Source organism: Ruegeria sp. CJ9, assembly GCF_056536625.1.
Map to the genome: position 1 here is coordinate 1,030,704 of NZ_JBQFPY010000001.1, position 23,685 is coordinate 1,054,388.

The 23,685-nt window shown below is 56.4% G+C and carries 21 protein-coding genes and 1 tRNA gene; 11 read left to right on the forward strand and 11 right to left on the reverse strand.

Annotation, left to right across the window (positions count from 1 at the left end; all coding sequences use genetic code 11):
• The first annotated feature begins 1 nt into the window (after nucleotide 1).
• The 3 genes from ACR0AJ_RS05170 to ACR0AJ_RS05180 all read left to right on the forward strand — a co-directional run bounded on the left by ACR0AJ_RS05170 (nucleotide 2) and on the right by ACR0AJ_RS05180 (nucleotide 3,524).
• On the forward strand, nucleotides 2–922 hold the full coding sequence (locus ACR0AJ_RS05170; RefSeq protein ID WP_170374180.1) for an ABC transporter permease: 921 nt from the start codon (nucleotides 2–4) through the stop codon (nucleotides 920–922).
• Between the two features lie 31 nt (nucleotides 923–953).
• Nucleotides 954–2,027 (forward strand): BMP family ABC transporter substrate-binding protein, encoded by a 1,074-nt coding sequence (locus tag ACR0AJ_RS05175; RefSeq protein WP_170347786.1) that lies wholly within the window; start codon nucleotides 954–956, stop codon nucleotides 2,025–2,027.
• 63 nt (nucleotides 2,028–2,090) lie between these two features.
• Complete coding sequence (locus ACR0AJ_RS05180) at nucleotides 2,091–3,524, forward strand: MFS transporter (RefSeq protein ID WP_480740260.1); 1,434 nt, start codon at nucleotides 2,091–2,093, stop codon at nucleotides 3,522–3,524.
• Between the two features lie 19 nt (nucleotides 3,525–3,543).
• On the opposite strand, the gene ACR0AJ_RS05185 is transcribed toward ACR0AJ_RS05180, so the two are convergent.
• Both ACR0AJ_RS05185 and ACR0AJ_RS05190 read right to left on the reverse strand, forming a co-directional pair.
• Complete coding sequence (locus tag ACR0AJ_RS05185) at nucleotides 3,544–4,776, reverse strand: HlyD family secretion protein (protein ID WP_170374176.1); 1,233 nt, start codon at nucleotides 4,774–4,776, stop codon at nucleotides 3,544–3,546.
• A gap of 3 nt (nucleotides 4,777–4,779) precedes the next feature.
• The gene (locus ACR0AJ_RS05190; protein ID WP_480704179.1) at nucleotides 4,780–5,184 is read right to left on the reverse strand and encodes a hypothetical protein; all 405 of its coding nucleotides are present in this window, start codon (nucleotides 5,182–5,184) and stop codon (nucleotides 4,780–4,782) included.
• A 128-nt stretch (nucleotides 5,185–5,312) separates the two neighbouring features.
• Between ACR0AJ_RS05190 and ACR0AJ_RS05195 the strand changes: the two genes are divergently transcribed.
• On the forward strand, nucleotides 5,313–6,386 hold the full coding sequence (locus ACR0AJ_RS05195; protein ID WP_480740262.1) for an NAD(P)/FAD-dependent oxidoreductase: 1,074 nt from the start codon (nucleotides 5,313–5,315) through the stop codon (nucleotides 6,384–6,386).
• Entirely contained in the window at nucleotides 6,383–7,036 is a 654-nt protein-coding gene (locus tag ACR0AJ_RS05200) for a DUF938 domain-containing protein (RefSeq protein WP_170374171.1), read from the forward strand. The genes ACR0AJ_RS05195 and ACR0AJ_RS05200 overlap by 4 nt, the downstream gene beginning before the upstream one ends.
• Before the next feature lie 42 nt (nucleotides 7,037–7,078).
• Here the strand turns inward: ACR0AJ_RS05200 and ACR0AJ_RS05205 are convergent, their stop codons facing one another.
• The 5 genes from ACR0AJ_RS05205 to ACR0AJ_RS05225 form a co-directional block, all read right to left on the reverse strand.
• Nucleotides 7,079–9,586 (reverse strand): GcvT family protein, encoded by a 2,508-nt coding sequence (locus tag ACR0AJ_RS05205; RefSeq protein ID WP_480740264.1) that lies wholly within the window; start codon nucleotides 9,584–9,586, stop codon nucleotides 7,079–7,081.
• 136 nt (nucleotides 9,587–9,722) lie between these two features.
• Nucleotides 9,723–10,997, reverse strand: coding sequence for a hypothetical protein (locus ACR0AJ_RS05210; RefSeq protein ID WP_480740266.1), 1,275 nt, complete (start codon nucleotides 10,995–10,997; stop codon nucleotides 9,723–9,725).
• A 66-nt stretch (nucleotides 10,998–11,063) separates the two neighbouring features.
• Entirely contained in the window at nucleotides 11,064–12,485 is a 1,422-nt protein-coding gene (locus ACR0AJ_RS05215) for an FAD-binding oxidoreductase (protein WP_480740268.1), read from the reverse strand.
• Between the two features lie 12 nt (nucleotides 12,486–12,497).
• Nucleotides 12,498–14,291 (reverse strand): gamma-glutamyltransferase, encoded by a 1,794-nt coding sequence (ggt, locus tag ACR0AJ_RS05220; RefSeq protein ID WP_480740270.1) that lies wholly within the window; start codon nucleotides 14,289–14,291, stop codon nucleotides 12,498–12,500.
• A gap of 39 nt (nucleotides 14,292–14,330) precedes the next feature.
• A complete protein-coding gene (locus ACR0AJ_RS05225; protein ID WP_170349330.1) occupies nucleotides 14,331–15,317 on the reverse strand; it encodes a 2-hydroxyacid dehydrogenase in 987 nt (328 codons plus the stop codon).
• Between the two features lie 170 nt (nucleotides 15,318–15,487).
• Between ACR0AJ_RS05225 and ACR0AJ_RS05230 the strand changes: the two genes are divergently transcribed.
• Nucleotides 15,488–15,976: an SH3 domain-containing protein gene (locus ACR0AJ_RS05230; protein ID WP_425081164.1), complete on the forward strand. Its 489-nt coding sequence runs from the start codon at nucleotides 15,488–15,490 to the stop codon at nucleotides 15,974–15,976.
• A gap of 27 nt (nucleotides 15,977–16,003) precedes the next feature.
• On the opposite strand, the gene ACR0AJ_RS05235 is transcribed toward ACR0AJ_RS05230, so the two are convergent.
• On the reverse strand, nucleotides 16,004–16,510 hold the full coding sequence (locus ACR0AJ_RS05235) for a ferritin (protein ID WP_480740271.1): 507 nt from the start codon (nucleotides 16,508–16,510) through the stop codon (nucleotides 16,004–16,006).
• A 430-nt stretch (nucleotides 16,511–16,940) separates the two neighbouring features.
• Between ACR0AJ_RS05235 and ACR0AJ_RS05240 the strand changes: the two genes are divergently transcribed.
• The 3 genes from ACR0AJ_RS05240 (at nucleotide 16,941) to dgt (ending at nucleotide 18,895) form a co-directional block, all read left to right on the forward strand.
• Nucleotides 16,941–17,015: transfer RNA gene (locus tag ACR0AJ_RS05240), tRNA-Gln, on the forward strand.
• Nucleotides 17,016–17,215: 200 nt separating this feature from the next.
• A complete protein-coding gene (locus ACR0AJ_RS05245; protein ID WP_155148040.1) occupies nucleotides 17,216–17,419 on the forward strand; it encodes a hypothetical protein in 204 nt (67 codons plus the stop codon).
• A gap of 126 nt (nucleotides 17,420–17,545) precedes the next feature.
• Nucleotides 17,546–18,895, forward strand: coding sequence for a dGTP triphosphohydrolase (gene dgt, locus ACR0AJ_RS05250; RefSeq protein ID WP_480740273.1), 1,350 nt, complete (start codon nucleotides 17,546–17,548; stop codon nucleotides 18,893–18,895).
• Between the two features lie 501 nt (nucleotides 18,896–19,396).
• On the opposite strand, the gene ACR0AJ_RS05255 is transcribed toward dgt, so the two are convergent.
• From ACR0AJ_RS05255 to ACR0AJ_RS05265, 3 genes are read right to left on the reverse strand one after another with little or no spacing between them, the layout of a single operon-like run.
• Complete coding sequence (locus ACR0AJ_RS05255; RefSeq protein WP_256372811.1) at nucleotides 19,397–19,726, reverse strand: ubiquitination-like system serine protease family protein; 330 nt, start codon at nucleotides 19,724–19,726, stop codon at nucleotides 19,397–19,399.
• Entirely contained in the window at nucleotides 19,723–21,114 is a 1,392-nt protein-coding gene (locus ACR0AJ_RS05260; RefSeq protein WP_155148037.1) for a ThiF family adenylyltransferase, read from the reverse strand. Before ACR0AJ_RS05260 ends, ACR0AJ_RS05255 begins: the two co-directional genes overlap by 4 nt.
• Nucleotides 21,111–22,289: a multiubiquitin domain-containing protein gene (locus ACR0AJ_RS05265; protein ID WP_480740275.1), complete on the reverse strand. Its 1,179-nt coding sequence runs from the start codon at nucleotides 22,287–22,289 to the stop codon at nucleotides 21,111–21,113. Before ACR0AJ_RS05265 ends, ACR0AJ_RS05260 begins: the two co-directional genes overlap by 4 nt.
• A gap of 119 nt (nucleotides 22,290–22,408) precedes the next feature.
• Here ACR0AJ_RS05265 and ACR0AJ_RS05270 point away from each other — a divergent pair, with 119 nt between their 5' ends.
• Together ACR0AJ_RS05270 and ACR0AJ_RS05275 are read left to right on the forward strand one after the other, a co-directional pair.
• Nucleotides 22,409–22,798, forward strand: coding sequence for an MbcA/ParS/Xre antitoxin family protein (locus tag ACR0AJ_RS05270; RefSeq protein WP_209016276.1), 390 nt, complete (start codon nucleotides 22,409–22,411; stop codon nucleotides 22,796–22,798).
• The gene (locus ACR0AJ_RS05275; protein ID WP_196223516.1) at nucleotides 22,779–23,525 is read left to right on the forward strand and encodes an RES family NAD+ phosphorylase; all 747 of its coding nucleotides are present in this window, start codon (nucleotides 22,779–22,781) and stop codon (nucleotides 23,523–23,525) included. The genes ACR0AJ_RS05270 and ACR0AJ_RS05275 overlap by 20 nt, the downstream gene beginning before the upstream one ends.
• Nucleotides 23,526–23,685 lie beyond the last annotated feature (160 nt).

Consider the following 23,685-nt stretch of genomic DNA (forward strand, 5'->3'; position numbering starts at 1 on the left):
CATGGATTTAGGTGAAATCAATCCCGTACTTCTGATCGCCTCGCTGATGGTGGCCGCAACTCCGCTGCTGTTGGCTGCAATCGGAGAGTTGGTGGTCGAGAAAGCAGGCGTCCTGAACCTTGGCGTCGAGGGTATGATGATCGTGGGTGCAATCAGCGGATTTGCGATCTCGGTCGAAACCGGCTCACCCTGGCTGGGGTTCATTGCGGCGGCCATCGGCGGCGCCGTACTGTCGCTACTGTTTGTGCTGCTGACACAGTTCGCGCTGGCCAATCAGGTTGCAAGTGGTTTGGCCCTAACCCTGTTTGGCCTGGGTTTCAGCGCCCTTCTGGGCCAAAGCTATGTAGGTATCAAGCCGCCCAGCATGGGTGACATCCACATCCCGGTGATCAGCGATATCCCGGTGATCGGCCCGATCCTGTTCCAGCATGACCCGATCCTGTATGTCGGTATCGCACTAACAGCCGCCGTGTGGGCCGTTCTGAAATACACTCGCGTCGGTTTGATCCTGCGCGCGGTGGGTGAAAACCACGATGCGGCTCACGCCTTGGGTTACAAGGTTATCAAGATCCGCATCATGGCGATCCTGTTCGGTGGCGCATGCGCGGGCCTCGGCGGAGCCTATATCAGCCTGATCCGCGTCCCGCAGTGGACCGAGGGTATGACGGCCGGTGTCGGCTGGATCGCCCTGGCGCTGGTGGTCTTCGCCAGCTGGAAGCCATGGCGCGCCTTGCTGGGTGCCTATTTGTTCGGCGGAATCACGGTGTTGCAGCTTAATTTGCAGGCGGCGGGCGTTGCCATTCCAGTCGAGTATCTGGCAATGTCGCCCTATATCATCACGATCCTTGTGCTTGTGATCCTTTCGGCCGACAAGAGCAGCGCACCTGCCTCACTAGGCCGGATCTTCCATGCCTCACACTAGGGGCCAATTAAACCAACTTGGGGAGTAACACATGAAATTCACATCACTTTTGGCAAGCGCCGCCATGGCGCTGGGTCTGGCGACAAGCGCCATGGCCGAAGACAAAACCAAAGTCGGTTTCGTCTATGTCGGCCCCGTCGGCGACGGCGGCTGGACCTATGAACACGACAAGGGCCGTCTGGCGGTCGAAGAGCATTTCGGTGACAAGGTTGAAACCGTGTTCGTTGAATCGGTGCCCGAAGGCCCGGACGCTGAACGTGTGATGACTCAGATGGCGCTGGAAGGGGCTGACCTGATCTTTACCACTTCGTTCGGCTATATGGACCCGACCATCAACGTGGCCAAGAAATTCCCGAACGTGAAGTTCGAGCATGCGACTGGCTACAAGACCGCCGACAACGTCTCGGTCTATTCTGCTCGCTTTTATGAAGGTCGTGCCGTTCAGGGCCACATCGCCGGTAAAATGACCGAGTCGAACATCGTCGGCTATATTGGTTCCTACCCGATCCCCGAAGTGATCCGCGGCATCAACTCGGCCTATATTCACGCCAAGAAGGTGAACCCGGATGTCGAGTTCAAGATTGTCTGGGCCTACACTTGGTTCGATCCCGCAAAAGAAGCGGACGCCGCCACCGTTCTGATCGAACAGGGCGCCGACGTGATCCTGCAGCACACCGACTCGACCGCACCGCAGGCGGCCGCGCAAGAGGCAGGCAACGTGATCACCTTCGGGCAAGCCTCGGACATGAGCGAATACGCCCCGAAGCCACGCGTATCCTCGATCATCGACAACTGGGCGCCCTATTACATCGCGCGCACCCAGGCTGTTATGGATGGGTCGTGGGAAACTGTGAACACCTGGGACGGCATCAAAGAAGGCATGGTTGAGATTGGCGAAATCTCGGACGCGGTTCCTGCCGAAGTGAAAGAAGAAGCGCTGGCGATGAAGGCCGCCATGGCCGCAGGTGAATACCACCCCTTCACGGGTCCGCTGAAAAAGCAGGACGGCAGCGACTGGCTGGCAGAAGGCGAAACCGCCGATGACGGTACACTGGCAGGGATGAACTTCTACGTCGAAGGGCTGGAAGGCGACATTCCGCAGTAAACCTAACAACACTCACACCGAAGGGCTGGCCATTTGGCTGGCCCTTTTTTGTTGGAGTGCGCCTTGACGAACGGGCCGGCACCAGACCTGATGGGGTCGGTGATCCATCAACGGTGGGACGAAAAACCGATGCAAACCAAGGCACAAGATCGCAGCCGCTGGTGGATACTTGGCGCGATGGGGGCCATTCTTGGCGTCATATTGCTGGATGAAACAGTCGTCAGTGTCGCGTTGCCCACCATCCGGGCCGAACTAAATCTGTCGCGGTTGGATGCGCATTGGGTGGTCAATATTTACCTTTTGGTGTTGGCCTGTTTTGCCGGCGCTGCGGGACGATTGGGCGACATTTTGGGCATCCGGGTTTTGCTGAGCGTGGGCCTTTTAATCTTTGGTCTATCCTCAGCGTTGGGAGGGTTTGCCGAGAGCGGCCTGGCGCTGCTGACGGCCCGCGCGGTTCAGGGCGTTGGTGCTGCGCTGATCTTTCCCTTGTCGATGGTGGTGCTGATCCAGTCCTTCGATGAAAAGGAACGCGGTCTTGCCCTTGGTCTGTACGGCGGCATCGGAACAGTCTTTCTGTCACTCGGGCCACTGGTCGGAGGCATACTGACCGAATACTTGTCGTGGCGCTGGATTTTCTGGGTCAACCCGCCAATTGTATTGGCTGTTGCCGCGATTGCCTGGGCCTACTGGCGTGATCCACCACACCAGCCTGTACTTGGGTTTGACTGGAAGGGTCTGTTGCTGCTGGTGCCGGGTCTGGCTGCGCTGGTGTTCGGGATCATGGAGGGGCCAGATCGGGGCTGGACCCAGCCCGAGGTGATTATGGCGCTTCTTGCAGGCTTCGTAGCGCTGGCCCTATTTGTCCGGGTCGAACAACGCATTCAAACGCCACTGATTGCAATATCACTATTTGCAAAGCCGGGTTTCGCGGCCTCGAACATGATCCTGTTCACTGCGCAGTTCGGCAAGATTGCCCTGTTTGTGTTCGGCGCGTCGTATTTTCAAACCAAACTTGGCTTTTCACCGCTGGCCGCCGGTGCCGCCCTTTTGCCAATCGCGTTTCCGCAGATCTTCGTGGCCCCATTGGCCGGTAAGGTGGCCGACAGGTTTGGCACGCGCGGCCCATCGCTGACGGGCACAGCGTTGGGGACACTGGCCATCGTGCTGGTTGCGTTGGGAATGCATCTGGAAGTCACGGCGCCGATCTTCGCTGGCTATGTTTTGTGGGGGTGTTGCGTACCGTTCCTGTTTGTCCCGCCCCGACGGACCATCATGCTTGCCGTGCCACAGGATCTGCACGGGCAGGCCAGCGGGATATCCATGACGTTTCAACTGTTGGGTGGCACGGTCGGCATGGCCTTGGGCAGTTCCGTCTATGCCCTCAGCAACTCATACACCATGGTATTTGGCTTTGTGGCAGGCTTCGCAGCCTGCGTTCTGGCCTATTCTTATGCCTCGCTGACCGAGGCGAAAATACCCGGCCGCGCGACTAAGTGACGGCGCGGCCGGGGTTGGTTTAATGACCGGTCAAAACCAACGTATTCACCGGCATCAGGATCAGACGCAGGCGCAGGCCCGCAGCGTGAACAACGCCAATCGTGTCGATCACATGCAGCGTTGCAGATTTCCAGAAACCCAAATCCTCATGCTCTAGCCGTTCGTGGTTGTCGGTATAGACATTGGCCAGACAGTTGCTGCCCGGCGGGATGTCATCGGCCATGCTTTTATAAAGCGGCTCCATATACACCAGGATTGATCCGGGATTGGTATTGGCCTGCACATCCCGCAGCTCATCCGAAGGGCGAATTTGGCCCGAGGGGATAACATCCTGCACCTCAACCACGACCATCGGGATCACGGTGAACGGCTTGGTCATACAACCCAGCTCTCCGATCATTCCTGGCTTGATAACCTGAGCGGACATTTGGTTGAAAGCGGCCTGAAACCGATCATGGCCCGAGTGTGACGGCACCAAGATACCTGCCGGACGCAACAGAGGGCTGACATAGTCGCCGACCTGCAGGCCAAACTGTTCAATCCGGCCAGTGACCCCGGCGCTGATCACGGTTTTGTCCAGCTCGGTCAGGGCAGCGTCCAGCTGAGCGTTGGCGCTGGCCAGTTGAGCGGGGATCAACTCCTCGATCTGCTGCACGACTGCTGCGCGCTGTGACTCGGCGGCCCGCAATTGTGCCTCACGCTCGGCTACCAGGTTTTCCAGCCGGTCAATCTCGGCCAGACGCACGGCGCTGGACCCTTCGTCCCGCAGCGTGGTGTTGCGTTCAAGATCCTCCAGCGACTGATCCAACGCAGCGCGTGCCCCGGCGATGCCAGCCTCAGCCTCAGCCAGATCGGTCTGCGCCACCCTGAGCGATGCCTGAACCTGCGCTATATCGGCGTGCGCGGCCTCGACCATGGCTCTCTGTGTGAAATCCTCGATCCGGAAGATCGGCTGTCCAGCGGTCACCGTTTCGTTGTTGCGCACATAAACCTCGGACACACGCCCGCCCAGTTGCGGCAGGATCGTCACGGTGCGGAAATACGAGGCCGCGGTTTTGCTGGCGGGATGAAAATAAAACAGCGTGGTGATCACTGTCAGCGCCAGAATGGCGCAAGTGGTCAGACCCCAGCGCAATTCGTACCACATGGTGAACAGCGTGATTTCATGCCCGATCCGCTTACCCTGAACGTAGCGGCGAAACAGATAGTCGGGCAGCACCGTCACCAGCGCGCACATCAATGTCTCAAGCATATTCTAATGCTCCTGCTGCGCGGTGGGTTCGGTGGGTTGGGCCGTTGCGGGGCCTTCGGGGCGTTGATTGCCCAAAGATCGGATTGCATCCGCAATGGCTCTGAGTGGAGCGGCCACATCGGGGAACTGGAACCCAGCCACCAGAATGGCGGCGACCCAGAACAACCCGTTATGGGTGAACAGCGCCAGCAAGGCCAGTATCCCGACCAACTGGAACTGAGGGTGGTTGGATTCGTGCGCTATCTTTTCGGGGATCGAATGCAGGGTGAAATATCCAACCCCGATCAGAACAATCACCAAAACGGTAAACACAAACATGAACGTTAAAAGAAAATCACTGCCGTCCGCCTGGGTCACGTAGGACGGAATATGCCCCGTGGCCATCGGGTGTAGATCTGCGGTACTCACCCTGCCCTCCTGTTATTGCTTGTTACTTCTTTGGATGGGTTGATGCGCAAATTCAAGCCTGCTTAGAGTTCCAGACAGGTTAGGACGATCGGTTTCGCCATAATAGTTACGCGGTGAAAAGGGGACATATGATTGATTTTCTTGTCATAGGCGGCGGTATCGCCGGTCTGAGCGCTGGGGCACGCCTGTCATATCACGGTCGGGTAACTGTGCTCGAGGCTGAGGATGCGTTGGGCTATCACGCGTCTGGCCGGTCCGCCGCGTTGTTCGAGGAAAACTATGGTCCGCCCTCCGTCGTTGCGCTGAACAGGGCCAGTGCCGCGTTTATGCGAGCTGAAAACGGCGGGTATCTGACGCCCCGCGATCTGATGTTGGTTGGTCGTAAGGATCAGGCCGAAATCTTTGAACGGGACGTCCATGATCTGAATATGCAGGTGATCCAAACGGCGCAGGCGCTGGCACGTGTGCCAATCCTGAACCCCGACACTCTTGGGTTCGCAGCGCTCAGCAGTGGGGCATTTGATATCGACACGGACCGGTTGCTGCAGGATTTCGCCCGCACCATTCGCGGCAATGGCGGTGACGTGGTGACCAAGGCCAGGGTCACCGCCATTCGCAAGGATGGGCGCTGGGTCGTCGAGGCTGGGGAAGTCTTTGAAGCCCGCATCCTGATCAATGCTGCCGGCCCTTGGGTTGACGAGATCGCCGTGATGGCGGGGATTGCACCAATCGGAATAATTCCGAAACGCAGGTCGATGGCGCGGCTGCCTGCCCCCGGCGGGCATGACCTGAGCGGCTGGCCGATGATGTTGGGCGCGGGTGAGACATGGTATGCCAAGCCCGATGCAGGCAAACTGTTGGTTTCCCCGTGCGAGGCCGATCCCGTACCACCGCAGGATGCCTACGCCGATGACATGGTGTTGGCTGAGGGGCTGGCCCGGTACGAAGAGATGGTGACCGAACCCGTCACCCGGGTTGAGGTAAACTGGGCAGGGCTACGCAGCTTCGCGCCGGATGGAACTTTGGTATTGGGGCCCGATCCGTCTGATCCGTCCTTTGTCTGGTCTGCGGGTCAGGGTGGCTATGGGTTCCAGACCTCTCCGGCGGCTTCGCAACTGGTTGCTGATCTGACAACCGGCGCGACATCTGAACTGGACCCTGAAATCATTGCTGCCCTCAGCCCGAAAAGGTTGCGTCGATGAGTAAAAGAACCCTCCCCTCTAACGCCAGCGTTGCCACCGAAGGTCAGGACGGGCGGCTTGTCGCCCCTGCCGCGACCCGCAATGCCGAAGCTTTGTGTGACCTACTGGCTCAATGGACCCCCAAGGCAGGCCGGGCGCTGGAAATTGCCAGCGGCACCGGCCAGCATGTCAGCGCATTCGCCCAGTGCCTGCCAAACCTCATCTGGCAACCGACCGAAGTCGAGGTCGAGCGGATAACCAGCATCAAAGCCTATGCTGCCGATCTGCCCAACGTTGTGGACGCAGTGGCTTTGGACGCCACTGCGCAAGGTTGGCACACCGAGTTCGCCGGTCAGGACCTGATCGTCCTGATCAATCTGGTGCATCTGATCAGCTGGCCGGAAACACAAATGCTGGTGACCGAAACCGCGCAGGCGTTGGCCCCCAAGGGGCGGTTTATCCTTTACGGACCATTCAAACGTTCGGGGCAATTGACCAGCGATGGCGACCAACGCTTTCACGATGCTCTGGTCCAGCAAGACGCTGAGATCGGGTATAAGGATGACGATGACATTGCCGCGCTGATGCGCGACCAGAACCTAACCATTGTCGAAATCGTTGAGATGCCTGCAAACAACCTGGCCTTTATCGCGGAAAAGCCGGGCCAATAGCAAAACAGGCGGCACCTCTGCGCCGCCTGTTCTCTGTCCGGGTTAACCGTCCTTGCGGATGGTTTCGTTTTTCGGATCGTAGGGGCTGTCGCAGGTCACGACCGCATCCCAAAGCTTGTCCTGAATTTTGACCTTCAGCTTGGTGCCTTGGACTGCCATTTCAGGTTTCACGTAGCCCATACCGATGGACTTTTCGAACGCCACCGAGTAGCCGCCCGAAGTCAGACGTCCCACACGCTCGCCTTCTGGCGTATACAGCGCCTCGCGGCCCCACGGGTCGGCATCGTCCGGCCCGTCGATCAACAAAGTGCAGCACTTCACACGCACGCCGGTTTCTTCCAGCTTGGCCTTGCCGTGGAAGTCCTTGGACAGGTCGACAAAACGCGGCAGGTCAGCTTCCAGTGGGGTCGCGTCGCGGCCCAGTTCGGTTCCAAAGGCGCGATAGGATTTCTCCTGACGCAACCAGTTCTGGGCGCGCGCGCCAACCAGCTTCATACCGTGCTTCTCACCCGCTTTTTCCAGCAAGTCGAACAGGTAGTTCTGCATTTCGATCGGGTGGTGCAGTTCCCAGCCCAGTTCACCGGTATAGGCCACTCGGATCGCGTTGACCGGGCACATGCCCAGTTCGATCTGACGGGCCGACAGCCACGGGAAACGCTTGTTGGACAGCGCGGTTTCCGGATCGGCGTCCTTGATGAGCTCTTTCAGAACGTCACGCGACTTGGGTCCGGCGATGGCGAAGACGCCCCACTGGGTGGTTACGTCCTGGATTTCGATGTAGCCGAACTCTTCCATCTTGTCCTCAGCCGCCTTACGCAGATAGTCGGCGTCATATTCGGTCCAAGCGCCGGCTGAGACGATGTAATAGTTATTCTCGCCATTGCGGACGATGGTGTATTCGGTTCGGGTGGTGCCATGCGAGGTCAGCGCGTAGGTCAGGTTGATACGACCAACTTTGGGCAGCTTGTTGCAGGTGAACCAGTCCAGAAACTGGGTAGCACCGGGGCCTTTGACGACATGCTTGGTAAACGCGGACGCGTCGACCAGACCCACGCCTTCACGGATCGCTTTGGCCTCTTCGACGGCGTATTGCCACCAGCCACCACGACGGAACGAACGGCTTTCCTTATCAAAGTTATCTGGCGCATCGGTGGGACCGAAGTAGTTCGGACGTTCCCATCCGTTAACCCAACCGAACTGCGCGCCGCGTGCTTTCTGACGGTCGTAGGCCGGAACAGTCCGCAGCGGACGGCAGGCTTCACGCTCTTCATCCGGGTGGTGCAGGATGTAGACGTGCTCATAGCATTCTTCGTTCTTGCGGGCCGCGAACTCGGTGGTCATCCAGTTACTGCTGTAGCGTTTGGGGTCCAGCGAGGCCATGTCGATCTCGGCTTCGCCATCCACCATCATCTGTGCCAGATAGTAGCCGGTGCCGCCTGCAGCCGTGATACCAAAGCTGAAACCCTCAGCCAGCCACATGTTGCGTAGGCCCGGAGCCGGACCAACCAGTGGGTTGCCGTCGGGGGTATAGCAGATCGGGCCGTTGAAATCGTCTTTCAGACCAGACTCGGCGCAGGACGGCACGCGTTCGGCCATCGCCATGTACTGATCAGCAATCCGGTCCAGATCCAGCGGGAACAGGTCCGCGCGAAAACTGTCCGGAACGCCGTGTTCGAACTGCGCAGGCGCGCCGTGTTCGTAAATACCCAGAATCCAGCCGCCACGTTCCTCGCGGGCGTAAGATTCGTTGTCAGCATCACGGACAACAGGGTGTTCGGGGTTGCCAGCTTCGCGCCATTTGACCAGCTCGGGGTCTTTGTCCATGACGATAAAGGTGTGCTCGACCGGGATCGCAGGCATTTTGATGCCCAGCATCTTGGCCGTGCGCTGCGCGTGGTTTCCGGAAGCGGTGACGACATGCTCGGCGGTGATAACAACCTGCTCATCCGAAGGAATGAGGTTGCCGCCCTTCTCGACCATCTTAGTGCAGGTGACTTCCCAGTGGGTACCGTTCCAGTGGAACGCATCGGCTTGCATCTTGCGGACGATATCGACGCCGCGTTGACGGGCGCCTTTGGCCATCGCCTGCGTCACGTCGGCCGGGTTAATGTAACCATCTTCAGTGTGGTAGATCGCACCCTTCAGGTCCGACGTCTCGATCAGCGGCCAGCGTTCCTTGATCTGGTCCGGGGTCAGCCATTCATATGCAACGTCGCAGGTCTCGGCGGTGGACGCATACAGCATGTATTCGTCCATACGTTCTTGCGTTTGGGCCATGCGCAGGTTGCCGACCACAGCAAACCCTGCGTTCAGACCGGTTTCTTCCTCAAGCGTCTTGTAGAAGTCGACCGAGTACTTGTGGATGTGAGTTGTCGCGTAGGACATGTTGAACAACGGCAGCAGGCCAGCGGCGTGCCAGGTCGAGCCGGACGTCAGCTCATCCCGTTCAATCAACATCACATCATCCCAACCCGCTTTGGCCAGATGATAGGCAATCGAGGTCCCAACGGCGCCGCCGCCAACAACCAATGCTTTGACTTGGGTTTTCATAACCGGGCGTCTCCCCTTGAATTCAGTTGACACCATATGGCGCATTTGAAGCACCCGGCGCGACATTCATCCGACCAGTGAGAGAAAAAAAACGACCCGCTACCGTAAACAGACTGCGGAATCATCGTGATTGGCGTTATTGCCCCGAGGCTGAACACCGCTTGATGCTGCCAACCTGCGCGCAGGACGTCCCTAACCCGCCCTTATGCACGCGCACTGGTTGCGAGGTTTTTTTCGGGGCCGGTTTCACTGCCGTATCCTTGTACTTGGGCGCGGCAAAGGCTGGCAGCTTGTTTTTCAGCCTGTTGAAAAACCCTGATCCTTTGGCCTGGTCCTCTTCTGCCAAAGCCGCCTGGCGCTGATCAGAGTCCAACAGCAGTTTTTGCGCCCGACCATATCCGATTTGCAGGATGTCCTGATTTTCGAATACCTCACCCCCGGTAATATCCATGATGCCATCGCTGTTGAAATCCGACGCCGTCATCGAATTGACCATCATCGCCGTGACATCCAGATTCTTGAGCTTTTCATCGGTGATCTTTTCCTGAACCAACTGCATTTCCTTATACAGCTGATCCATCTTTTCGGCGACCTCTGGCTGGCGGTCTTGCTGGACCGAAACACCCTGCCCCACCACAAGCGACGGATAAGTCAGTAAAGTGTTAAGGGCGGCATAATCGACGGCCTCCAAAAGCTCTAGAATCGTGGCGTCATCGGCATTAGTGCCCATCCGGATCACAACCTCTTCGTCAATCCCGATCCGCCCGATGATCCTGCGATAATCCACCGCTTCGGTGGGATTGGTCAGGTCCTGAGTGATTTCCATGAATGCGACACCGTCAATCACCGCAAAACCCTGTTTGATCGCGGTATGCGACATGAAATTTTGCTGCCGCGAAAGGGCCATGCCCGCCAGCGAGTTACGCGCCGATTTAGGTTTGAGGCTGATGTCGAACCAGACGACCTCATCACCTTTGGCATATACCAGCCCGGTTTCGCTCAGCTTGCGCGCGATCCCTTTCTTGCCGCCTTTCACCAGACGCATCAGTTCAGCCGTACCAGTTACCGAACTGATCAGGGGGATCGGGGCATAATTCGAAAGCACCGTATCGACGGGCGCGCTGTCCATCTGGGTCAGCTCAAATTGTGCCCATCCGGCGCTGGCTGCTGGCAGATAAGACTTGGCCCCGGCTTTCCAGCGTTTTTTCCGGTTACGTTCGACGGCTTTGGCCTCACGCTCTTCCTGTTGTTGCGCAAAACGGTGCTTGATCGATTCGACATAACCACTGACGGACAAAGTGCCTTCGTGCTTTTTGCCCTGTTGGTAATAATCAAGGCCCACAATAGTCGATATTACGACCACCATAAAACCAAAAATCCGCAAAATGCCCATCTGAGATTCCAAAATCAATCGCTGCTCATTTTTGCGAAAGATAGAATGGAATTTGGGCAGCCTTGTGGCTTTCAGCCCGAAATTTTAACGATGGTCGAAATCTGCATTCGACAGGATTTTCCCAGGGTTCATGATGTTGTCCGGGTCGAGTGCTTTTTTGATTGCATCCATATAGCTGACCGCCGCGCCCAGTTCCTTGATCAGATAGGGTCGCTTGCCCTGCCCGATTCCATGCTCACCGGTACACGTGCCCTCCATCGAGATGGCCAGATCGTTCAGCCAACCGACAAACCCATCCGCCCGCGCCACCTCATCGGCGTTGTCCATGTCGATCAACAGCAGAGTGTGAAAATTCCCGTCCCCCACATGCCCCACGATCGGTGCCATCAGGCCCAGTTCCTTGGCCTTGTCCCGGGTCGTGGTGACGCATTCCGCCAGGCGCGAGATCGGAACGCAGACATCGGTGGAAATCCCCCGCGCACCGGGGCGCAATTGCAGACTGGCCCAGTACATATCATGCCGGGCCTGCCACAGCTTGTTGCGCTCTTCCGTTGTTGAAGTGGCGGCGAAATCCGTACCACCGAACTCTTCAGCGATCTGACCAAAGGTTTCGGCCTGCTCAACTGCGCCGGATTCCGATCCGTGGAATTCCAACAGCAGCAAAGGCGTTTTCGGCAGGTTAAGCCCGGAATAGGCGTTGGCTGCCTTGACTGAGAGTTCGTCCAACAGCTCGATCCGGGCCACGGGCACGCCGTATTGGATCGTCATCATCACCGCCTGACAGGCCGCATCAACTGTTGGAAAGGAGCACCGGGCCGAGGTTATCGCCTCGGGGATGCCCTGCAGGCGCAGGGTGAGTTCGGTGATTATGCCCAGCGTGCCCTCGGCCCCAATCAGCAAGCGGGTCAGGTCATACCCGGCCGAGGATTTCCGTGCCCTGTGGCCGGTGCGGATGATCTGACCATCGGGCATGACCGCTTCAAGGCTTAGGATATTGTCCTTCATCGTGCCATAGCGCACCGCGTTGGTGCCCGAGGCCCGCGTTGCCGCCATACCGCCCAGCGATGCATTGGCACCGGGGTCAATGGGAAAGAACAGGCCCTGATCGCGCAGATGGGTATTCAGGTCTTCTCGCGTCACCCCTGATTGCACGACGCAATCCAGATCACCTGCATGCACGGCCAGCACCTGATTCATTTGGCCCAAGTCGACCGAGATACCACCCGCCGGGGCGTTCACATGCCCTTCCAGCGATGTGCCAGTGCCAAAGGCGATCACCGGCACCTTGTGCTGGGCACAGGTTTTGACAATCTCGGATACTTCCGCGGTCGAATGGGGAAAAACCACCGCGTCCGGGGCCTGATTGTTGATCCAGGTTGTCGTGTGGCCATGTTGTTCTCGGACTGAAACGCCGGTTTGCAGGCGATCACCAAACCTCTGCTTTAGAATACTGACAGCCGTTTCAATCCCGGCCTCGTTTCGCGGCAACGCTGCTGCCTGCACCATGTAATTTTCCTTTTATTCGCCCAGCGCGATGCCTTCGCGACGTGGATCAGCGCCACCGGTTAGGACCTCTCCGATCTCGATCGCATGCAGGCCAGACGTCAGATCGCGCGGGTTCACCTCGAACCCCAGCTCGATCAACGGGTCCGAGAACCCTTCGGCTGCGGTGCCTTGTTCCACATCATAGGTGCCAAAGCGATTAACCAGATGCGGCAGTGACAACGCCTGTTGTACATCCATATCCCAATCAGCCCAGGCGATAATCGACTTGGCGACATAGCCAATGATACGGCTTCCACCGGGTGATCCGATGGCCAATACCGGTTTGCCATCTTGCATGACTATCGTCGGGCTCATCGAGGAACGAGGCCGCTTGCCGGGCTCTAACCGGTTAGCAATCGGAACACCATCGCTGTGGGTTTTGAACGAGAAATCGGTCAGTTCGTTATTCAGCAGGAACCCGTTAGTCATCAACCGTGAGCCGAACCCGTTTTCAATCGTCGTGGTCATCGACAGCACATTGCCATATTGGTCGACAATCGAGATATGCGAGGTCGAGGGCAACTCGAGCGAAACATCATCCGCCCAGTTCGACGCGTGATCGAACTCTGGATTGCCCGGGGTCGCTTCGATCAACGCGCCCTCGCCGCCCAGCAGTTGCCCGCGTTCAGACAGATAGGAGGGGTCGACCAGACCCTGCGTGGGCATCGGTACATAGTCGTGATCGGCCATGTAACGGCCGCGATCCGCAAAGGCCAAACGCGACGCATCGCCGATCAACCGCCAAGCATTCGCATCCTCGGGGCCCATCGCGGTCAGATCATACCCGTCTAGCATGCCAAGGATCTGACCGACCGTCAGCGCCCCGGATGAGGGCGGCCCCATGCCGCAAACCTCATAAACACGATAGGCCGCGCAGACCGGTTCGCGTTCAATCACCTGATATAGCGCCAGATCTACGCCGGAAAGAACTCCGGGATTTCCGGGCGCTCCGCGCACCGTGCTGACGATGCCGGCGGCGATTTCACCGCCGTAGAACCCGGCCGACCCTTCACTGGCCAAAACACGCAACGTGTTCGCATAGTCCGGGTTCATCAGGCGCTGACCTTGCTGCAAAGGCGTACCACCGGGCAGGAAGTATTCAGCCGTCACAGGAAAACGCGATAACCTCTCACCATCTGCCTCGACCAAAGTGGCCAATCGCGGAGATACAAGGAACCCTTCATCCGCCAGCGTGATGCCATCCTGAAACAGGCTGGGCCACGGGCTGCGACCCCAACGCCGGTGCGCCTCTTCCAGCAACGCTGGCGTACCGGGCGTACCGACTGACAGCCCCCCCACAACGGCATCGTAGAATTGCAAGGGCTCACCATTCTCATCGTGGAATAGGCGGTGGTTCGCTTCCAGCGGAGCCGTCTCGCGCCCATCCAGCGTGGTCAACTTGCCAGTTGCCGCGTCGTACCAAACCAGAAACGCGCCGCCGCCAAGGCCCGAGGATTGAGGCTCGACCAACCCCAGCACGACCTGCACCGCGACCATGGCATCCGCCGCAGACCCTCCGGCCCGCAGAACCTTGGCTCCGGCCTCAACGGCCAACGGGTTCGCCGCAGCAACCATCCAGTTCTGCGAAGTTACGGGCTGACCGGCCAACTTCGCCTCAAGCGAGGCAATCACTTCGTCGGTCAGGCCCTGAACCTGCCCGTCCGAGGCACCCTCGGGTGCTACCGCATCCGCTGTTTCCTGCGCAAAGGACGCCCCGCCAAAGGTCAATGCCGTCACAAACAATCCTGATATCAGATTTCGTCGCATCGTATCCTCCTGAAAAATTGTTCCTTCGGCGCGGCTGCGTCACAACATGGATGGCACAACCTGATCCGGCGGGCGGTGCCCGTCTTCGAAGGTCTTGATATTGATAATGACTTTCTCGCCCATCTCGATCCGGCCTTCCAGCGTGGCCGATCCCATATGAGGCAGCAGAACAACATTAGGCAATTGCCGCAAACGCGGGTTCACTTGAGTGCCATGTTCGTAGACATCCAACCCCGCGCCTGCGATATCACCCGATCGGATCAGGCGCGTGAGCGCATTCTCGTCAATCACTTCACCCCGAGAGGTGTTGATAACTACCGCCGAGGGCTTCAGCAACTTTAACCGACGCGCGTTCATCAGATGAAAGGTAGACGGGGTCGACGGGCAATGAATTGAAAGAACATCCATCCGAGCGACCATCTGGTCTAGGCTTTCCCAATAGGTGGCTTCCAACTCGTCTTCGACCTCAGGGCGTAGGCGACGACGATTGTGGTAATGCACCTGCATTCCAAAGACACGGGCACGGCGGGCCACGGCCTGGCCGATCCGACCCATGCCCAGAATGCCAAGGCGACGTCCACCGATCCGCCCACCCAACAGTGCGGTCGGCGCCCAGCCGGTCCAATCCCCCCGTTGCATCACACCAACGCCCTCGGGAAAACGCCGCGTGACCGCAAGGATCAATGCCATGGTCATATCGGCCGTATCGTCTGTCAGCACACCGGGGGTGTTGGAAACAAGAATGCCCCTCTGTCGTGCCGTCGACACATCAATATTGTCTACACCGGCCCCGTAATTGGCGATCAAGCGCAGGTTTTCGCCCGCCTGCCCCAGCAAACCGCCATCAATTGTGTCGGTCACCGTTGGAACAAGGACATCTGCACTCTGAACTGCTGCGACCAGCTCTTCGCGCGACATGGGGGTGTCATCCTCGCGCAGCTGGACGTCGAACAACTCGCTCAGTCTGGTTTCCACTGCCTCGGGCAACCGTCGCGTTACAACAACACTCAGACGTTCTCTTGGCACTTTCGCCCTCCCATCGCTTTGCAAACCTTCGCGCGCCATGGCATCGTGGCGCAGGATAAGGCGGGGCACAAGAACCCCAACGCATTGAGACGACCTTTTTTCGGAACCAAATCAACAGGCACAAGAGCAGGCAGTCAGTGAGTGGTTTTCTATCGGTAAAACGCCGCCTTCTGGTGGTTTTGTCCGTATTTCTGTTTGTGCTGGGCACTTTGGCTGCCAGCGCACAGGATGCCCGCGGCCCTGTGACCAACCTGCCATTGCCAAGATATGTTTCGATGAAGGCCGCCGAGGGCAATGTTCGGCGTGGTCCTTCGTTAACACATCGAATCGACTGGGTGTTCAAACGGCGCGGCATGCCGCTGCAAATCACGGCTGAATACGGCAATTGGCGCAAGGTTCAGGACCGTGACGGTGCCGGCGGATGGGTTCACTATGCCCTACTGTCCGGCGTGCGGACCGTATTGATCGAATCCGAAATGCTGCCTGTCTATGCCAGCCCCGACCCAAATGCGCAGATCAGTGCCCAATTCGAATCCGGGGTGGTGGCGCGCCTAGGTAGTTGCAGCCTGGACTGGTGCCAAATCTCTGCTGGCGGTTACCGCGGCTGGGCCCGGAAATCGAGCCTATGGGGAGTCGACCCCTCTGAAATCCGCGAGTAACGGGGGCGACCGCAGCCGTCCCGTCGCCTATTCCGTAGCCTGGGTGGGTCGCGTGCCCATATCCTTGTCCAACAGCAACAGGTTCCACCGATCGCCATTGGCCGCCTTGGTCTTGTCGAGAATCTTGCCAAACAAGTCTTCTTCTTCGTTCTGCTCGGCCAAAAACCAGTTCAGCATGTTTTGCGTGCTGTATTCCTTGACCCCTTGCGCCAGTTCAAACAGCGCATTGATCTGACCTGTGACCTTTTCTTCATTGGCAAGCGCATATTCCAGCGCCTCGACCGGCGAGTCATAGTCCATCTTGGGTGTGTCGATACCCTCCAGCTCGATTCTCCCGCCGCGCTGCGCCAAAAAATCGAAGATACGCATGGCATGTGTTTGTTCTTCATCCGAGTGGCCGCGGAACCACTGCGCGAATCCTGGCAGGTCCTGCGATTCAAAATATGCGGCCATGGCAAGGTAGATATAGGATGCCTGAAGCTCACTGTTGATCTGACGGTTCAGTGCTTCTGCGACATTCGGGTTCAGCTTCATCTTCGTCTCCTGTAACGCGGGGTACCAGTGCATTTGCATTGCTACGTATTTTCAAGGAATTCCACAACCCAGTTTCGTTTTTTTATAATTTAATTTCAATATTTTAGATGCCGCTCCCTGCAAATGAAAGGCGTTTGCAATTCCGGGGCGAATTTCCAAGTCAATGTATTTCCCAGCTTCAAAACGCCGCTCAGAACGTGGGTGAAAGACCCTCCGCCCTTCGAACACAGTGGCTGTGTTCAACACTTTCAGACCTTTCCCATGGGCTTTGTGACCAATAAATCCTTTTCCAGATAGGCAATCCATGACCGGAAATTTTACCAATTTGGATCGTCGGGAGCGTGGAAAAAAATTTTTGCTCCAAGTCAGTTTTTTTCACTCGAAAGCCCTTGAACCCTCCAACCAACAATCGTAGACAGCGCCTCACCGTTGGGGTGTAGCCAAGTGGTAAGGCAGCGGTTTTTGGTACCGTGTATCGTAGGTTCGAATCCTACCACCCCAGCCAGTTCATCGGTGTGTGTGTCGTCCGGTAAGAATCGCAACTTGTCCGGCTTGAATCGCAACTTTTGTCGGGTAGGACGACAACTTTTATCAAATTTGGCGGTTTTGGCGGGTGGCTCACAGCTTAGTTCGCTGGTGTCCTAGCTACCAATAACTGCCGCGGCACATAAGGTCTTTAACTCTGGATTCAGCGCCTCAGGCGAATTGCTGACATCCGCTTCAATCTGCACCAACGAAAGCAATGCGCAGAAGTCGGACTTTGCAAAGTCAAACGAGCTGACCAAATACGACATCCTGCAACCCGGGCATTCGCTGCGGGTGTGTTTGCCCTGGTCTATCGAACTGGAACAACGTGGCCAGGCCAAGCGCCACACGGACCCGATCCACGGACCTACGAATTACAAATGACTGGGACTATGGGCTGTCTACTGCTTTGGGGCGTCAGAGCGGAAAGCGGTCCTTCTTTGCTTTAAGAGCAAAACAACTTCAGGTAATCAAGCTGCGATCTGTTTTATTGAGCGAAGGACTATTGAAATGGAATGGAGCACCTTGCTGTCGAACGAACGACTGCACGATCCAAAGTACTCGGAACAAGTGAACAGATCGATTTTTACACAGGACTACGACCGAATTGTTTTCTCGGAGCCTTTTCGGCGTCTGGCGAATAAAACTCAGGTGCAGCCACTCTACGAGCATGACCATGTTCACCACCGTCTGATCCATTCCATTGAAGTCGGCAGCGTCGGAAGATCACTGGCGATGGCAATCGGGCAATGGCTAGTTGAGCATGAGATCATCGACAAGGGTGAGGAAAACAGTCTGGCCAATATCGTTCAAGCTGCTTGCGCTGCGCATGACATCGGCAACCCTCCGTTCGGGCACTCTGGCGAGAACGCAATTGGCGAATGGTTCTCGGATAAGTTTACGAATGCCAAAGGAATGTTCGCTGACCTGGACCCGATCTTGCAGGAAGAGTTCTGCGCATTTGAGGGAAATGCTCAGGGGTTCCGTATCATCGCCAGAACGGAAATGTATCGCAACGATGGCGGCATGCGACTATCAAAGGCGGTGCTTGGTGCCTTCATGAAGTATCCCCTCAGCGCAGCGACCAAGGAGGGTCTCTCAGACTTGGCCTACAAGGAAGATGGATACTTCGGCGGAAAAAAATTTGGTGTTTTCAACTCTGAGCTGCCTCTTTTTGAAGAAGTCGCTCAAGCGCTCAATCTGACAAAAGTTGAAGTTGGGTCGAATACTTGGTGGCGGCGTCACCCGTTGGTGTTCGTGGTCGAGGCAGCGGACGACATTTGCTACAACATCGTTGATCTCGAAGACGCTTTTACCACCGGCGAACTCCAGTTTGATGTCGTGCGTCGAGCGCTTTTTGACCTTGCTGACAAGCCCAATCGGGACACCTCGGATATGAGCGAAGCCGAACAGATCGCTTATCTACGCGCAGTAGCCATCGGAAAGGGCATCGAAAATTGCCTTGAGGCTTTCAAGGCAAACTACAGTGCGATTATGGCAGGCACTTTTTCTCAATCGTTGGTCGAGGCGGGGAAGCTGAGTAAGCAGTTTGAGGAAATCAAGGATCTCTCCAAGAAGAGGATCTTCACTGCCCGGCGAAAGACTGAATTGGAAGTTTCTGGCCACCGGATTATCGGCAATGTCTTGTCCGGTATCCTGCCCGTTTACGAGCAGCTTGCCACCAATAATTGGGATCGAAAAAGTTTGGATGATCATTCAAAGCAGGTAGAGAGGGCGCTGCTACTCGATCTCAGAGGAATCTCGAATGTTGAGCAGGCCCTGCATAGCATGGCGGATTTTATTTCGGGCATGACTGATCGGTATGCGCTGCGTATTTCAAGGATGCTTTCGGGCACATAATGGGCGTCTTACAAGCATGCTACTATCAAATTGCTCATGAAAGCCGCCATTCTCAGCCGCTGAGGTGAGTGTTCGCTTTGGGCAGGAACCGTCGCTGACACGAGTTGCAGAGAACCGCAGCTTCAAGCCTAAAGACGAATGCTGCACCTTGAATGAACGCCCGCTAAGCCTCTAGCTCTTCTGTTAACTACTCGACTAGATCATCAGTCTTTGAATGCAGGTTGCGCACGTTGCCACGGAAAACCGAAATCTCGGTCGGCCGTTCCACTTTCTCGCGACAGGGTCGGATCAATTTGCCCCCTGCAATCATGCCTTCGGTTTTCCTGCCCCAGCCAAGGGCAATGCCTTGACCGGCAACAGCGGCCTGCAACACAAGCGGGTATGCGCCCCACCTTCACAGTGGTGGTCGCATCGTCGATCTCCAGAATCTCGGGGCTCCGGTCAAATCGGTAGGTCTCGCCCGGATCGAAGATCAGCGGGATAAGGGAAAGGGTAGTTCCTTCAGCACCAGTGGATATGTCCATTACGGAGCCAAAAATGTGAACCACAACCAGACTTTCGCCAAACTGATGGCCGAAGGGTCGGAGCCTCGTTTTCTTTGGTCTTCAGCGACCAGTTGGGCTTCACCTCTTTCAACAGCATGAGCTCGAGGTCATCCCCGCAACCGCAAGGGCACCGCATAGCTACTGACCAATTATCGCCGTCGTCGCGACAGAGATAAACGTGACGCGATGGGATCGGAGCAGGGGGTGTATCTCCTTCGACGACGATAAGTCGTCTCTTGGGACCATGACGCTGCCAAAGGGATCTGAGCCAAAAACCAAAACTCATGCCGCATCCTTTCGGGCGGGCCGCGCCAGGCCCGGTATTCCGAGTAGTGGCTCGACGAGGCCTTGCGCTAAGCCGTGTGCTGAATCGCACACGAAATCACCTTCCGAAAAGAACTCAACTTCGCCCGCAGCGTGAGAGAAGAGCGTGCGCGCAAAGCCAGTACTACCGTCGAGCCGATAGAGATACTGACGCTCTATCCATTCCAAGACAGCATCGGAGGCAGCCCGCATGTTCAATGCCATGACGGAGGGCGCCTCTTCGTGAATCCCCGAGATGTACCCAGCCTCAATCTCCCGTTTGGCTGCTTCAGGCGCGTTGGCAAATAAGTATTCCGCGCGCAATCCCTCCGCAGTCACCACTCCTCGATCAGTCAGACTTGGCCCATCGGGGCTCACGAAATCGATGCGCCCGCAAACGTCTGCAACGTGAGGATGTCCATCTGCATCCCTACGTGTCGGAATCGTGACACCCATATCGATCAATGGGATCAGACAGTGCCGTGAAATTAGTTCAGCGATGCTCCGGCCGACCATGCTGTCCACACAAGAGAACAGAATATCAGCAGATGATGCTGCGACGACCGCTTTTCGCTCATCAATTGGCGCATCGATGATGGTGACTCTGGTATTGGGTGCATATCGCGCAATAGCCTCGACCATCATCTGTATTTTGGATCGGTTCTCATCAGCATCCGCGATGGAGGAATTGACGATACGGTTGAGGTTCTTGTGTTCGATTGTGTCGAAATCGATCAGAATCAAATGGCCGACACCTTTACGCGCCAACAGTTCGGCGACCAAAGATCCAGTACCGGACACACCAATCACGCATGCGGTCTGACGCGCAAAGGAATCGGTCATCTGCTTTCCAAAGGGCATGATATGGCATGCACTGAGCGTAGTGAGGTTCGTAATGTTCCTCCCAACGCGCCAGACTTGGTTAATCTCCTGATGCCCGCCAATTTCGTCATACACGCGGGCTTTCATCGCTCCGTCTGGCGTCATGATTGCGGACCCATGATAGGGACCATCTGCTTCGATTGCCGCGAATAATCCCGGCATAGTTACGCGGTCGCTCGCATCATCGACACGAGAAAATTTGAGCCCGCCGCCAGGATGGCTGTGGGCCAACACGATGGCGTCGGAATCTTGTTCGGCCTTGTCGATAGCCTCTTCGATACTTGAACCTGGCCAGCTAACAAAATCTCGTTTACGTGTAGCGCACGCCCTATCAGGCACGTTCAAGATATCGGCAACGATCAGTCTTTCACGTTTCGGACCGGTGTACCTGCAGATCAGGATTGCCGCTGATTCCAAGCCATCGCCTGGAAACAGCATGCCCCGTAGTTCCTCGTGCTGACGCTCTGTTAAGGTGAGGCTTCTAGTCATTCGCCCACCTCCTTCAAAAGCGCAGCTTCAACAACAGCAATGTGTGTCATCACACTGTCGGTCGCCGGGTTCCAACGCGTCTGACCGTTCAGATGACGGGACCACTGCTGGAAGGTCTGACCTGCGATGGCTGTCCGCCCCGATGTTTCGCCAATGACACGGCCATTGCTGAGCGTCAGGTGGGGAAAGCAATGAAACATGTCTATCTCAGACCGAGGATAGGTTGGCGGCACATCAATTGCGATGTCGACAAACGAGTGATTATAGCCCTCTGGCAGCACGAAGTTGCTAAGCAGCAGCCAACGGCGACCACGATCGACAAAGGTCTCCCAGTGCAAGCTGCGCTCATTCAGATATGCCTCGTCTTTTTCCAACAGTCCGAATTCACGGCGAGGCGCTGTTTGCACCTCGCCATTGTTGATCTGAGCCGGAGTCAGCCGAAGCTTTTCGATCCCCGGTAGGGTCAAATCGATCGTATCGGTCAGCGCTACCTGGAGTTTCGCTTCACCCTTCCGCTTCAGGATCGCAATCCATCCAGCGCTCGGATCGAAACCGGCCTGCGCCAAGGCATCTTTGACCACAACGACAGGAGATGTCAGCGTCAGCAACACACCCTGTACGTTGAGCTTCCAGGACGGCTGGCGAGAAACAAGCCGTTCGAGACCTTTGCCTGACAGACGGACAGCATCGTCATCAGCGAGTTCCTTATCAGGTGCGTCTGCGCGCTCCAGAAAAAGGGTCTCATTGTCAGGAATCCGGGCGATGAGCCGAATAAGAGCGACGGAAATCGTTGACGCCCCCCAGCTGAACCGGTGTCCGTTCACGATGAAGTTCAAGAGACGATCGGTCTTGAATGCGAAGAAGCGCTCTGGGCCCCGCGCTCGCAGATCGATGATGTCGTCCAGTTCGATCACCTCCAGCTTTTTGCGACGAGGGAGGTAGAGCAACACATACTCATCGGCCGGCGATTGGTCAAAGGCATCCAGAATCTGCCGACCAGACGGTTTAGCATCGCTCAGCGAGCGTTTTTCGTCAAAGCCATCTCCGTCCCACAAACGCAAACGGTAGCTCTCAGCTTCAGGAATTTGCGCGTTTGGCTGGGCGCGCACCCAGTCTTCAATGTCGATCATACTCTGCATGGCAGCAGTCCTTTGTTCTTTGCCGTCAAACGACAAGTTTCACTTGCATCTCGGGATTCTTGGACTAATACTCCTCACAAGTCCCGATACGGACTTATCTATATCGAGACTTTTGTGAATACAAGTCCATTTTTGGACTATTGGAGGGAAGATGAATGCCACAGCTTAATCCCGCCGTCGGAAGCGACGCGGGAGCAAAAACGATTCCAGCAATGATGGAAGCCTTTTCGAACCTCGCGGATGACTGGAAGCTATCAACTGAGGAGCAAATTAGGCTGCTGGGATCTCCCGGCCGCTCAACGTTCTTCAAGTGGAAGAAAGAAGGAGGAAATCTACCGAATGACACAATTGAACGAATTTCGCACCTACTTGGAATATATAAGTGCCTGCAAATCCTGCTCCCCGATCCCTTGTCGGCGGACAGTTGGATAAAACGCCCAAACAAGTATTTCGGCGACATAAGTGCCCTAGAACACATGATGGGCGGTAGCGTCGTCGATATCTACAAAGTGAGAGAATACCTAGATGCTCAACGAGGCGGATAAACTACCAATCACGAGGCAAAACGGAAACTACTTCGTTTTGATCCCTTCCCGGTTTCCTCCAGTTGCGCTGTACACCAGAATCTCCTCCGGTCGGCACGAAGAAGTGGCGGAAATTGCTGAGTTATACAATCCGCGCCTTCGAGAGAAGCATCGGGCCATTGGGGCAACGCCTGATGCACAATATGAACGATCGCCAAAGCTACAGAATTGGAACCATGCTCCGTTCACTTATTCTAATCCTGAGGGAAGTTGGTTTTTTGACCAATTTACGAAATGCCTTGAGCTTTCGGCAGACAAGCAAACGGCACTTGCTGTGTCTGTGGCAAAGCGCGAGCTATTTCTGAGTCGCACTTCCGAGCCTCCAATTGGGGTGGATATGCGAATGGTAAGTAGACCCGTGGAAGGCGATTTTTTGGATGCTCGCGGTATTAAGTCAGATATGTCATTCGAGACCCGAAGAGCATTCGGGAGATCCATTTTGGAGCGCAGGAGCGAAGATAGATTTGATGGTGTTCTATTCAACTGCCCCGAACGTCCAACAGGTACGAAAGTAGCTATTTTGACGGGTGACGTTCTGGGCCAAGCGGTTCAGTGTGAGCATTTCCGATACAACTGGGATGGTACAAGGATCACAAATCTATACTGCTTCAACAGCAAAGGCAGTGATGAGGACAATAGCATTGATCCAGACGATCTCCGAGGGGAGAGGTTAGTTTTGGCTGCTTGAAGGAACCTAAATAGGACCCCGAACCTTGAGAGCTGAGCTTGATCCCATACGGTGAACCCAAGCCGACGCTGACTCTCATAGCCCTGCCGACGTGAACTTTTCATTTTAAGGGAGCACTGGATTGAGTCTTTTCAACTTAAGGGTAGAGTAGTTAAGATAG